Annotated in this window: 13 protein-coding genes; 11 read left to right on the top strand and 2 right to left on the bottom strand. The window is 59.7% G+C overall.

From position 1 onward, the window contains the following. The first annotated feature begins 43 nt into the window (after positions 1–43). The 9 genes from CHU32_RS05290 to CHU32_RS05250 are packed head-to-tail and all read left to right on the top strand — an operon-like array spanning position 44 to position 8,638. Positions 44–742 carry a GntR family transcriptional regulator gene (locus tag CHU32_RS05290; RefSeq protein ID WP_103750798.1) on the top strand — a complete coding sequence of 233 codons (699 nt, stop codon included), beginning with the start codon at positions 44–46 and terminating at the stop codon, positions 740–742. Further along, the gene (locus CHU32_RS05285) at positions 739–1,506 is read left to right on the top strand and encodes an ABC transporter ATP-binding protein (protein WP_103674734.1); all 768 of its coding nucleotides are present in this window, start codon (positions 739–741) and stop codon (positions 1,504–1,506) included. Before CHU32_RS05290 ends, CHU32_RS05285 begins: the two co-directional genes overlap by 4 nt. Next, entirely contained in the window at positions 1,507–2,280 is a 774-nt protein-coding gene (locus CHU32_RS05280) for an ABC transporter permease (protein ID WP_103674733.1), read from the top strand. A 4-nt stretch (positions 2,281–2,284) separates the two neighbouring features. Further along, on the top strand, positions 2,285–3,265 hold the full coding sequence (locus CHU32_RS05275; protein ID WP_103674732.1) for an ABC transporter substrate-binding protein: 981 nt from the start codon (positions 2,285–2,287) through the stop codon (positions 3,263–3,265). Between the two features lie 12 nt (positions 3,266–3,277). Next, positions 3,278–4,294 carry a quinone oxidoreductase family protein gene (locus CHU32_RS05270; RefSeq protein WP_103674731.1) on the top strand — a complete coding sequence of 339 codons (1,017 nt, stop codon included), beginning with the start codon at positions 3,278–3,280 and terminating at the stop codon, positions 4,292–4,294. 10 nt (positions 4,295–4,304) lie between these two features. Further along, positions 4,305–4,718, top strand: a complete 414-nt coding sequence (locus tag CHU32_RS05265) for a PaaI family thioesterase (RefSeq protein WP_103674730.1) — start codon at positions 4,305–4,307, stop codon at positions 4,716–4,718. A 10-nt stretch (positions 4,719–4,728) separates the two neighbouring features. Then, positions 4,729–5,517 carry a VOC family protein gene (locus tag CHU32_RS05260; RefSeq protein ID WP_103674729.1) on the top strand — a complete coding sequence of 263 codons (789 nt, stop codon included), beginning with the start codon at positions 4,729–4,731 and terminating at the stop codon, positions 5,515–5,517. Next, positions 5,514–7,019: a class I adenylate-forming enzyme family protein gene (locus CHU32_RS05255; protein ID WP_103750797.1), complete on the top strand. Its 1,506-nt coding sequence runs from the start codon at positions 5,514–5,516 to the stop codon at positions 7,017–7,019. Before CHU32_RS05260 ends, CHU32_RS05255 begins: the two co-directional genes overlap by 4 nt. Then, positions 7,016–8,638: a gamma-glutamyltransferase family protein gene (locus tag CHU32_RS05250; RefSeq protein WP_103674727.1), complete on the top strand. Its 1,623-nt coding sequence runs from the start codon at positions 7,016–7,018 to the stop codon at positions 8,636–8,638. The genes CHU32_RS05255 and CHU32_RS05250 overlap by 4 nt, the downstream gene beginning before the upstream one ends. Here the strand turns inward: CHU32_RS05250 and CHU32_RS05245 are convergent. Further along, positions 8,635–9,606, bottom strand: coding sequence for an AraC family transcriptional regulator (locus CHU32_RS05245; protein WP_103674726.1), 972 nt, complete (start codon positions 9,604–9,606; stop codon positions 8,635–8,637). The genes CHU32_RS05250 and CHU32_RS05245 overlap by 4 nt on opposite strands. 98 nt (positions 9,607–9,704) lie before the next feature. Between CHU32_RS05245 and CHU32_RS05240 the strand changes: the two genes are divergently transcribed. After that, positions 9,705–10,925 (top strand): MFS transporter, encoded by a 1,221-nt coding sequence (locus tag CHU32_RS05240; protein WP_103674725.1) that lies wholly within the window; start codon positions 9,705–9,707, stop codon positions 10,923–10,925. Positions 10,926–10,965: 40 nt separating this feature from the next. Here the strand turns inward: CHU32_RS05240 and CHU32_RS05235 are convergent, their stop codons facing one another. Beyond that, positions 10,966–11,841 carry an alpha/beta fold hydrolase gene (locus CHU32_RS05235; RefSeq protein ID WP_103674724.1) on the bottom strand — a complete coding sequence of 292 codons (876 nt, stop codon included), beginning with the start codon at positions 11,839–11,841 and terminating at the stop codon, positions 10,966–10,968. A gap of 161 nt (positions 11,842–12,002) precedes the next feature. On the opposite strand from CHU32_RS05235, the gene CHU32_RS05230 reads away from it, so the two are divergent. Continuing rightward, positions 12,003–12,584 (top strand): CGNR zinc finger domain-containing protein, encoded by a 582-nt coding sequence (locus tag CHU32_RS05230; RefSeq protein WP_245880183.1) that lies wholly within the window; start codon positions 12,003–12,005, stop codon positions 12,582–12,584. Positions 12,585–12,712 lie beyond the last annotated feature (128 nt).

Raw genomic sequence — 12,712 nt, 5'->3', positions numbered from 1 at the left:
GTGAGATGCCCACAGTCGCCACGTGTTCCGCTAAGAGGGAAGGATGACGCAAACAATATCATTAAGCGATCGGGCCTATCAGGCCATCCGTCGTGACATTCTGACCTGTCGCATGATGCCGGGCGCGCTGGTGACAGAATCTGAGCTGATGGAACGCTATCTGCTGGGGAAAAGCACCTGCCGTCTGGCGCTGGCGCGGTTAAGCCATGAATACCTGATTGAATCCCGGCCGCGTAAAGGCTATCGCATCGCGCCGATCACGCTTCAGGACGTGGAGGAGATTTTTACCCTCCGTGCCCAGCTGGAACCACTGGCGGCGCGGCTGGCGGTGGGAAAGGTGGACATCGGCCTGCTTAAGCAACTGGAAGCTGACTGCCGGGTTGAAGTGGCCGCGCCGCTCTCCACGCGGATCGACATCTTTATGAACGCCAACAAACGCTTTCACCTGGCGATTGCCGAAGCGGCAGGGAACCAGCATCTGCTGCGCACGCTCTCCACCCTGATGGATGAAATGTCACGGCTGGTGGCGCTGGGCTTTAACGTCCAGCAAACCAAGCCGGAAATTCGCCACGATCACAACGCCATGATCCAGGCCTTTGAAGAACAGGCTCGCAAGCGGGTCGAATTTATTGCCCGGCGGCATATCGAAACGTTCCAGGCGATGACGCTGGAAAAAATCTACGCCACCCTGACCACCGGCGGCACGCTGTTGCCCATTCAACACAGGAGTCTCGGCAGATGAGCGCACTGCTTAACGAGTTGCCTGCGCCCGCCGCCCCGGTAATTGATCTGGCGGGGGTCAGTAAACAGTTTGACGGTCAGACGGTGCTCCATGATATCTCGCTCCAGGTGTGGCCGGGGGAAATTGTGGCGCTGCTCGGGGCCTCCGGCGGCGGCAAAAGTACATTACTGAATATTATCTCCGGGCTGCTGCCTGCCGACGCGGGCACGATTACGCTTCAGGGAGAGGACCTCTCCCGGTTTAGCCAATGGCGTCAGGTGGCCTATCTGTTTCAGGAAGACCGCTTGCTGCCGTGGCGTACGGTGCGCCAGAACGTCAGTTTTGCGCTGGAGAACACCGCGCTTGGCCGCCGTGAGCGGTTACAACGGGTTGATACCGCGCTGCACCTGGTGGGAATGGAAAAGGTGGCGGCAAAATGGCCGCATCAGCTTTCAGGCGGTATGCGCAGCCGGATCGCCCTGGCGCGCAGCCTGGTCGCCGAGCCGCAAATCCTGTTAATGGATGAACCCTTTTCCCGGCTCGATCCACAGACCCGCAGTGCGATGCATGCTGAACTGCTGCGCATTTGCGCCCTGAAAAAGATGACGGTGGTCATTGTGACGCATGACGTGGAAGAGGCGGTGATCCTCGCGGACCGGATCGTCATTTTGCAGCCCAATCCCGGGCGCATCAAACAGAGCGTGGCGCTTACGCTGCCGCGCCCAAGACTGCCCACCGGGCGCGATGTCGCAGAGAAAGTTCGCCTGCTGAGGCTGGAGGTGTAGATGCGTATATTACGTAAAAAAGGTTCGCTGATCGTTCAACGGCTGGCGCTGCTGGCCATCTTCTTTCTGCTGTGGCTGCTGGCCGCACGCAATATGCCGGCCTTTGTGCTGCCGGGGCCGGAAAAAACCTTTCAGGCGCTGCTGGCATTATGGCGCAACAATACGCTATGGCAGGACATCGGCGTAACGTTTTCACGGGTATTCAGCGGGTTTCTGCTGGCGACCATCGTCGGCACCCTGGCCGGGTTAGCGTTGGGAGCCAGTCGTCGGCTGGCGCAATTTTTTGAACCGCTGCTGGCGGTATTTAACACGGTCTCGTCTGCGATCTGGGCCATCTTCGCCATCATCTGGTTTGGCATTTCCAGCGCCACCACCGTCTTCGTGGTGTTTATGACCGCTATGCCACTGATACTGACTAACGTCTGGCAGGGCGCACAGACCGTCGAGCGGCAGTATGTCGAACTCGCGCGCAGCGTTCGTATGAGTCGGCTGCAAACCCTGACCAAAATCTATCTGCCGACCATCCTGCCGTATTTCTTCTCCGGCGCGCGGCTGGCGTTTGGTTTCGGCTGGCGCGTGTCGCTGGTCGCTGAAACCCTGGGCGCGTCGGACGGAATTGGCTACCGGCTGCGTCAGGCCGGAGATCTGGTACAAACCGATCAGGTCTTCGCCTGGACGCTGTTGCTCGTTTCATTGATGCTGCTGCTGGAAGGCGGGCTGCTTAAGCCGCTGGAGCGCCATCTTTTTCGCTGGAAATCACCCACACAGGAATAACGGTATGAAAAACTGGTTAAAGGCGGCCACCCTGGCTGCCGGGGCGCTCTTTGCCCTGAACACGGCAGCGGCAGAAAAAGTCCGCATCGGCTACTGGAGCAGCGGCGTGAGCCTCGGTTACGGTACCGTGCTGGAAAATAAGGATTTTTTAGCCAAACGCGGCATTGACGCCGAATTCGTTCACTTCCCGGACGTTAACGCGCCGATCAAAGCACTGGCCTCGGGGTCCATCGATCTGGCCTTTGCAGCGCCGCTGGCGGGCGTGTTCAGCAGCGCAGCGCAAGGGGTGCCGATCAAAATTTTTGTCGCCACCCAGCCTGCCGACGTGCAATTTGTGGTGCCGCAAGGCTCGCCTATTACCTCGCTCGATCAGCTTAAAGGTAAGAAGATCGGCATGTCGCCCGCCGGATCGTCAGTAGCAGTGGTGGCCTCCACACTGTTACAGAACAACAATCACATCGCCCCGAATGAATTCCAGCTTATAGGCGGTAACGAGTCGCGGCTGGCGCAGTTCCTCGCGCAAAAGCAGGTGGATGCTGCCGCGCTGCGTTCGCTGACTATCGCCCAACTTGATGAACTGAACGTCACCTCGCTCGGCAACTTTGCCGATGAATGGAAAAAAATGACCCACAGTGATGCGGTGCCATACATCGGCGTCGGCGCGGTGCGCAGCCAGCTCATTGATGAACATCCTGACACCGTCGCGCGGGTGATCGCCGCCCTGCGCGACACGCTGGCGTGGGGCAAATCTCACCCGCAGGAGGTCGTCGCGCTGCTGCAAAAAAATGCCAATCTGCCCAAACACGATGCTGAGGTCTATTACAGCCGCTGGGACAGTATTAATCGGGTCACCTTTGAGCCTGCTGATATCGACACCCTGAAACACCAGCACCAGGTGTTTGTCACCAGCGGAACGGTGAAAGGCGATGTTCCCGACAGTCTGTACAACGATACCGCGTATCGCGCGGCCAAATCCATTCACTAACCGGAGATCACCGTGAGCCATACCATGAAAGCGTTACAGCTCAACGAGCACGGCAGTCTGGACAATCTGTCCGTCGTCACCGATAAACCGCGCCCGACGTTGCAGGCAGGGCACGTGATTGTGCGCGTCAAAGCCTCGTCGTTTAACTACCACGACGTGTTTACCGTCAACGGCATGCCGGGGATCAAAGTCCCGTTGCCGGTGGTGCCGGGCCTTGATTTAGCCGGGATCGTGGATGAGGTAGCCGACGACGTGACGGGCTGGAAAACCGGCGATCGCGTGCTGGTCAACCCGCTCAAACCGGGCATCGGGCTGATGGGGGAGATGACCGACGGCGGCATGGCCGAGTACGCGCTGGTCGACGTCGCCCAGTTAATTCGGCTGCCGGACGCGGTGAGTTTTTCCCAGGCCGCCGCGCTGCCCGTCGCCTACGGTACCGCCCACCGCATGCTGGTCACCCATAACACCATCAAAAAAGGCGATCGGGTACTGATCCTCGGGGCCAGCGGCGGCGTCGGCAGCGCCTGCGTGGTGCTGGCGAAAAAGCTGGGCGCGGAAGTCATCGCCTGTGTCGGCAGCGCTGAAAAAGGCGAGGCGCTTACCGCTCTGGGGGCGGATCAGGTCGTGAATTACCGCGAAGAGGATTTTTCCCGCTGGGCCATTAGCCGCTACGGCAAGCCGCAGCGACGAACCTATGAAGGCGGCGTGGATGTGGTGATTAATTTCACCGGCGGCGATACCTGGCGTCCGTCACTGAAATGCCTGAAGCGCGGCGGCACGCTGCTGGTCTGCGGCGCAACGGCAGGCTACGACCCGGCGGAAGACCTGCGCTATGTCTGGAGCTTCGAGCTGAACATCAAAGGTTCCAACAGTTTTTATCAGGAGGATCTACAGGCCTTAGTGCAACTGGTGGCCGACGGCGACATCGTACCGTTGATTGACCGGGAAGTGCCGCTGGAGCAGGCCGCGGAAGGGCTGCGTCTGATCCGCGATCGTGAAGTGCTGGGCAAAGTCATTGTCACCCCATAAGGAGAATCCGATGAGTGAAACAACGTTAAGCGCCGCCGGGGTGCAGGAAAAACTGCTGAAAGGGCCATATCACCAGTGGCTGGGGCTGGAAGTGGAGGAAGTGGCGGAAGGGGAGATCACCCTGCGCGCGCGCTTTCGTGAGGAATGGGTGGTTAACCCGGTAGGCGGCTACATTCACGGCGGTATCCTCGCGGCGCTGGTGGATCTGACCGCCGACTGGGCGCTGGTGGCCTGGACCGGAAAGGGCGTACCGACGCTGGATATTCGCGTCGATTACCATCGTGCGGCACGCGGCGATCTGCGCATTAAAGGCAAGGTTATCAAGGTCGGCAAACAGGTCTCCAGCGCGGAAGCCTGGGTGTATGACAGCGAAAACCGCCTGGTAGCAAGCGGGCGCGGGCTGTACGCCATGCCTGCTGCCTGAGGAAATCGCCATGCCGCTGGTGCTCGATCATCTCGTCATCAATAACCATTTTGAGCTCGCCCCCACGCGCGATCTGTTTGCCGCGCTGGGGTTTACGCTCACGCCGGAAAGCCATCACACGCTGGGGTCGATGAATCAACTGGTGATGTTCCGCGATCATTATCTGGAACTGATTGGTCTGCCGCGCCACAGCGCGACGATCCGCCAGGAATTGCTCGACAGCCCGCGCGGCATTGACGGCCTCGTTTTTCGCAGCCACGATGCGGAAAAGACCGCCCGACAGCTCGCACAGCAGGGGTTTTCCGTGCAGCCGGTACAGCATTTCTCCCGCGCGGTGGAGGCTGACGGCGAGCGCGGAGAGGCGCGGTTCAGCACTGTGCGCCTGGCCCCCGGCAGCTTCGCGGCGGGCCGGGTCTATTTTTGCCAGCATCATACGCCGCAGTGGCTGTGGCGTGCGCCCTGGTTGTGCCATGCCAATGGCGTTGCCGGTATTGAACGCCTGACGCTGGTGACGGAGGACGCCGAACGGGAAAGGCTGGCGTGGCAGCGTCCCGGCCCGCTGGCGGTAGGCTTTGCGCTTCAGATACTGTCCCGCGAGCAATGGCGAGCGTACGCCGCCGGACTGCCGGGGCTGGACGATACGCGTCGCAGCCAGTTTGCTGCCATCACCTTTCGCGGCGGTGACCCGCAAACACTTGTCAGCGCTGCCGATAATGCCGGGCTGGCGTATGTTCAACATCCGGGGCGGCTACTCATCGCCGTTCCGGCCATCCACACTTTACTCGAGTTCAGGCTATGACCCTTACCAATCTCGGCGCGCTGCCGCTGGCGGCACGCGACAATTCTCAGGCGGCCTTCATCCTGCCCTCAGCGCCTGACGCGCAGACGATTACCTTTAGCGAACTGGATGCGCAGGCCGATGCGGTTGGCGCGGCATTGCGCGATCGGGGATTCCCGGCGGGTGCCCGGGTGGCGCTGCTGGGGCGTAATTCCATTGCCTGGATGGTGGCCTTTTTAGGTGTTCTGCGCGCCGGGCTGGTGGCTGTGCCGGTGAGCATTAAATTCCCGCCCACCATGCTGGATAACATTCTGGCCGACTGCGATGCCCGGCTGGTGATGGGCGAGCGCGAACAGCTTGATAACCTTACGTTCGCCGCGCCGCAGTGGGCATTTGAAGCGCTGCACGATCTTGAGCCCGTCACCGGTTTCACGGTTTTCCAGCCGCAGCCCGACAGTCTGGCGATGCTGCTTTACACTTCAGGCTCGACCGGCATGCCCAAAGGCGTGCGCCTGACCCACGCCAGCCACCGCTGGGTGGTAGAAACCCGACTGGCTGACGATGAACTGACCGGGCAGCGGGTGCTGATTGCCGCCCCGTTTTATCATATGAATGCCCTGGCGCTGGCGCTGCTGACGCTTGCCAGCGGTGTGACTACCGTCCTGCTCGCGCAGTTTCAGGTCCGCGATTACATTGCCGCTATCGCCCGCTACCGCTGCACCTGGCTGACCGCCGTGCCGCCGATGATCGCCATGATGATGAAAGAAAAAACGCTGCTCGCCGAAAGCGATCTCTCTTCGGTACGCGTGGTGCGGATGGGTTCGGCCCCGGTGAATGAGGGATTGTTTCAGCAAATCCGCCAGATTTGGCCGCAGGCGCGGATTATCAATGCTTACGGCACCACGGAGGGTGGGCCGATTGTGTTTGGTCCGCATCCGCAGGGGCTGGCGGCCCCGCTGTCTTCAAATGGCTATCCGCATCCGGCGGTCTCGCTGCGCCTGCGTGACGAGCACGGGGCGCTTGCCAGCCACGGCGTGCTGGAGATTAAAAGCCCGGCGCTGATGCAGGGTTATCACCAGCGACCGGACGTCGCCAGCCCCTTCACCGCCGATGGCTATTACCGCAGCGGCGATGTGTTTAATCGCGATGAAAATGGCTTTTATTTCTTTATTGGCCGCCAGGACGACATGTTCGTGTGTGGCGGCGAGAATATTTATCCGGGCGAAGTGGAGCGGCTGCTTGAGCAGCATCCCGACGTGCAGCAAGCCTGCGTGGTGGCGGTTGCCGATGAGATCAAAGGCAGCAAGCCGGTGGCCTGGGTGATTGCGCGTGAAGGGCATTTCCCTGAGCCGCAAGCCATTAAAGCCTGGACCTTACAACATGGCCCGGCCTACCTGCATCCCCGGCATATCTGGCTGGTGGAGCGCTTTCCGCTGGCGGGCACCAATAAAGTGGACCGTCATGCATTACGTGCGCAGGCCATCCGGCGACTTGCGGATAAGCAGGCAGGAGACGCAGCATGATATTTAACTGGGATAACCCGTATCCGACCACGCGCACGCCGCTGTTTGCCCGTAACGCGGTGGCGACCTCGCATCCGCTGGCGGCGCAGGCAGGTAATCAAATCCTGATCGACGGCGGCAACGCGGTTGATGCGGCCATCGCGGCGGCGGCAACATTAACCGTGGTCGAACCGGTCTCAAATGGCCTTGGCAGTGACGCCTTTGCGATGGTCTGGGACGGGCAGCAGCTTCACGGGCTGAATGCCTCGGGCACCGCGCCTTCACACTGGGACAGCGGATGGTTTTCCCGCCGTTATGGCCTCGACGAACGCGGTCATGCCCGGCGTCCGGAGCGCGGCTGGGACAGCGTTACCATTCCCGGCGCGATTGCCGCCTGGGGCGCATTGCATGAACGCTTTGGTCAATTACCCTTTTCCCGCCTGCTGGAAACCGCCATTGAGATTGCCGAACGCGGAGTGACTATTGCGCCAATGGTGGCGCGTAAATGGCAGGCAGCAGTGCCCATCCTAAAAGATAAACCCGGTTTCGCCCGCACGTTTATGCCGCAGGGCCGCGCGCCCGCCATTGGTGAAAAATTCGTCATGCCGGAGGCGGCACGCACGCTGCGTCTGCTGGCGGACCAGGGTGCACGGGCGTTTTATGACGGGGAGATTGCGCAGGCTATCGTGCGGTTTGCCGTGCAGAGCGACATCCCGCTATCAGCTGAGGATTTTGCCCGCTATCAACCCCAGTGGGTGACGCCCATTTCTCGTCGCTATCGGGGATCTGATGTTTATGAACTGCCGCCGAACGGGCAGGGTATTGCCGCGCTAATGGCGCTTGGTATCCTCGAAAAGTTCGACCTGTCCGGCGTTTCATGTGACAGTGTCACATCACAGCATTTGCAAATTGAGGCTATGAAACTGGCCTTTGCCGACATTTACCGCTACGTCGCTGACCCGGCCAGTATGGACGTCACGCCCGAACAGATGCTCGACGACAGCTACCTGAGCGAGCGGGCAAAACTCATCGATCCCCGGCGCGCCTCTCAGCCGCAGGCCGGGATGCCACGCAGCGGCGGTACGGTGTATCTGACCACCGCCGACGAGCGGGGCATGATGGTCTCTTTTATCCAGTCCAACTACATGGGGTTCGGCTCAGGAGTGGTGGTGCCGGAATGGGGGATCAGCCTGCAAAACCGTGGCGCGGGTTTCTCCAGCGATCCACGATCGGCCAATGTGGTTGCGCCAGGCAAACGGCCATTCCATACCATTATTCCAGGTTTTTTGATGAAAGACGGTCTGCCGCAAATGAGCTTCGGCGTGATGGGCGGCGATATGCAACCGCAGGGACATGTCCAGACGCTGGTGCGGATGCTTGATTATCAGCAACAGCCGCAGGCTGCCTGCGATGCGCCGCGCTGGAAGGTCAACCGCGATTTTACGCTGGATCTGGAAGCGCGTTTTGATCCACTCGTGATGCAACAGCTGGCGCAGCGCGGGCACACATTTAAATCCGTCAACGATCCGTATATGGATTTTGGCTCCGGGCAGTTTATCTGGAAACTGACTACGCAGGGCAGCGACGGCTACGTGGTCGCCAGCGACAGCCGCCGTGACGGACAGGCGGTCGGTTTTTAATCGCGGGCGTCAGGCCGTTTCAGGCGGCTGGCCCCCGGTGGCAGACCGGTGACGCGTTTGAACGCCCGGCTGAATGCCGCCTGCGAGGTGTAGCCAAGCCGCTGGGCGATGGTATCAATCGGCAGCGTATGTTCGCTGAGCCACTGGCTGGCCAGATGCATACGCAATGTGGTCGCATAACGTAGCGGAGAGGTGCCGATGGTCGCCTGAAAACGGTCGGCAAAAACCGAGCGCGAAACATGGCATTCCGCGGCCAGCTCGCTTACCGTCCAGTCGCGTCCCGGTTCGCGGTGCAGTGCCAGAATGGCGCGCGCCAGCCGGGGATCGCGCAGGGCGGCGACCAGACCGGAAGCGTTATCGCAGCCGCATTCCACCCAGCCACGAACGATCATCGCGGCAACCACATCCGCCAGCCGGGCGAGGATACCGGCAAAACCGATGCGGGACGAACACATCTCCCGCTGCATGGCGTCCAGAATCGGCACTAAGCCGGGATAGCGGCCGCCGGTGGTATCAATCAGCATAAGATCCGGCATTAACGGTCCGAGGCCCTGCATACCGCCAAGACTGAACTCCATACAACCGTAAAAGAAGACCGCCCCCGAGGTGGCGTCCGCTTTTGCGCAGGTCTTCACTGCACACACGGTTTCGCCCAGCGGTGCGGCATCAAGACTCTCCAGGCACTGCACTGGCGCAGAAGCCTGCGACACCAGTTGATGCGCCGATCCTGCGGGCAGGAAAACCGCGTTTCCGGCGTTCAGCCGGTGAAGCTGCCCATCATGCATACGCAGCAGCATGGAACCGACGGCGAGAAAATGAAAATAAGCGCGCCCGGGTTTAGCAGGAAAATCAAGGCCAAATTCCGCGCCGGTGACCACGCGCCGGTACTGCACGCCGCGCAAGCGCATTCCGGTTAATAGCTCGCTAATCAGTTCTGATGACAGGGCAAAGGGCGTTAACTGGCTCATTTCAGGTGTTCTGGTCAAAAATTGCGGGTTTCACATCATAGACCATCCGGCTCTTCGCCTCCAGAATTTCACTTCCCTCTTTTTTCAGGATTGATGTGATGAGTCAAAGTGTTTGCGAGAGCCGTTCCCTGTCACCCGAGCATGTCGCACCCGCGACGCCCGCCTGGATGGCCGTCTTCTCCCTGGCGATGGGCGTGTTTAGTTTACTGACGGCAGAATATCTGCCCGCCAGCCTGCTAACGCCAATGGCCGCCGAACTTGGCGTTTCTGAAGCGCTGGCAGGGCAGGCGGTTACCGTCACCGCTGGCGTGGCGCTGTTTGCCGGACTACTGGTGCCGGGGCTGACCCGGGGGATTGACCGCAGGGCAGTGCTATTGATTTTCACTACTTTGATGATCGCCTCAAACCTGCTGGTGGCCTGGTCATCAAGCCTGACGGTGTTGCTGCTGATGCGCGTTCTGCTGGGTATTGCCCTGGGCGGCTTCTGGAGCATGGCGGCGGCGGTGGCGATGCGACTGGTGCCTTCTGCGCTGCTGCCACGCGCGTTATCGATTATTTTTAGCGGCGTGGCGGTGGGCACTGTTGTTGCGGTGCCGCTCGGCAGTTATATGGGAGGATTATTCGGCTGGCGCAGCGCGTTTATGGCTTCCGCCGCGGTCGGCGCGCTAACGTTGGCTTTTCAGTTTTTCACTTTACCATCGCTGGTGCCCGGCAAGCCTGCACGGTTGAGGACCATTGTGGAGGTTTTACTACGACCCGGTATTGCGCTGGGCATGTTCGCCTGTATCCTGGCGCATGCGGGGCATTTTGCGTTATTTACCTATATCCGTCCCTTTCTGGAACGGTCAGGCGGGCTGGATGCACAAGGCATCGCGCTGATGCTGCTGGGGTTCGGGGTGGCTAATTTTGCCGGGACGCTGCTGGCCGGAGGATTGCTGGCGCGTAGCATCCGCTGGACGATGGCCGTGATGCCTGCGCTGGTGGGACTGGCGGCGCTGGGGCTGGTCGTCCTGCCAGCCTCCCTTTTCATACAGACGCTACTGGTGGTGCTATGGGGACTGGCGTTTGGCGCTATTCCGGTTGCCTGGTCAAACTGGGTGACGCGCGCTGTGCCGGACCGGGCGGAGAGCGCCGGGGGAATGGTCGTCGCCTCGGTGCAGTCGGCCATTGCCGCTGGTGCAGCCGGTGGCGGGATCATGTTCAGTTTTAGTGGTATTAACGGCGTCTTTATTGCGGCAAGCGTAGTGATGTTGGCCGCCGGGTTGCTTATCGCATGGCGGGTACGGGTAGATATTGCCACTGTCCTTGCAGCACGTTAATAGCCCAGGTCGCGCGGCACGACGCCGCGCGGTTTTTAACTTATTGCACGGCGTCACCAATGACGTCGCGAATACGCCTGGCGATGTGTTCGACGTGGGTTTCCAGCGCGAAGTGGCCGGTATCCAGCAGTTCCACTACCGCACGTGGGTTATCACGTTGCCAGGCGTGGGCACCGGGTGGAATAAAGAACGGATCGTGTTTACCCCAGATCACCAGCGTGGGTAACTGCCTGACACGGAAAAATGCCTGAAAATCCGGGTAGCGCGTCAGGTTATTGGCATAATCGAGAAATAAATCCAGCTGAATATCTTTATTACCGGGCCGCTCCATCAGCAGGGTGTCAAGATGCCAGGTTTCCGGCGCGACCAGTTGCGGATCGCTGACGCCGTGTAAATATTGCCAGCGTATTCCTTCCATATTTAACACCGCGTCGTTGACCACCTGACGATTTGCGGCCGACGGATCGTCCCAGTAAGCACGCACGGGAGCCCACGCGTCGCCCAGCCCTTCGAGATACGCATTGCCGTTTTGTGAGATCAGGCCGCTAACCCGCTCAGGATAATTGAGCGCCAGACGCAGACCGGCGGGCGCGCCGTAATCAAATACGTACAGCGCATAACGTTGCAGATCCAGCGCATCGACAAAGGCAGTCAGTGTCTGACCGAACGCATCAAATGAGTAGTGATAACGGCGTTCGTCGGGCACCTCCGTAAAACCAAACCCCGGCAGGTCAGGTGCAATCAAATGGAATTTATCCGCCAGCAGAGGAATTAACTGCCGGAACTGATGCGAGGAGCTGGCAAAACCGTGGACCAGCAGCAGGGTGGGGAGCGACGGATCGCCCGCTTCCCGGTAAAAAACGCGCACGCCATCGGCGTCGGCAAACTGATAGCGAACAGGATAGTGAGTATTCATGGGCACAGGGATCTCCAGATGTAACTGTTAAAAACCATTTAAGGGGTTACTCAATTTCAGTATGCGAGAAATAAGTAACCAGTCAAGTTGTTTTTAAGGGTTACATGCGTCAGCGATATCGGCTATCATTTGCGCAAAGTAAGTGAATGTTGAGGCGATTTATGTCTTCTGAGATGGCGGCACATAGTGACAATGCTCCCCTTTTTCTGGCTGACCACGTGGCGCTGGATTTTCTTAATACCGTGATGCAGGTCAACGGGCAGCCGCAGGACTTATGGCAGTCAGATGACGATGTGCTGGCCTGGCTTGCGCGCGCAGAGCTGGCTACTCCCGGGGAGACCGTGTCATGGCCAGCGGGAACGTTGCTGCATGAAGCGCGACGGTTGCGGGAGATCATTCGCACGCTGGTGGCGCAGAAGAAAGCCGGAGAAAAGCTGCAACCCGAGGCCCTGAATGCTTTTCTGGCCACCATCCCCGCCTGCAAGCAACTCCATGCTGGCGAAACGTTGCACATCGTAAAGGTTTATGTCAGCAATAACCCGGCCCGCCTGCTGGCACCGGTGGCCGAACTGGCGGCCTCGCTGCTGGTTGATCCGCATGGTGAACTTATCCGGACCTGTGAGCATCCCGACTGCACGCTGTGGTTTTACGATCGCACTAAATCGCATCGCCGCCGCTGGTGCAGCATGGCCCTGTGCGGCAACCGGGCAAAAGTGGCCCGCTTTCGCCAGCAGCAAAAATAACGACCGCCTTGCATCGGTATGAAGAATAAGAGAAGGACAAGTCGGATAAGGTGGCGTCTTAAAAACCCTGAACGACAGGGGACTATCTCAATAATGGCTAAACTAAAAGGGTGTTGACTACCACGGAG

This window comes from Superficieibacter electus, assembly GCF_002915575.1.
Classification (GTDB): domain Bacteria; phylum Pseudomonadota; class Gammaproteobacteria; order Enterobacterales; family Enterobacteriaceae; genus Superficieibacter; species Superficieibacter electus.
Note: the sequence above shows the minus strand (reverse complement) of the source record. Positions and strands in the feature narration are given on the sequence as shown.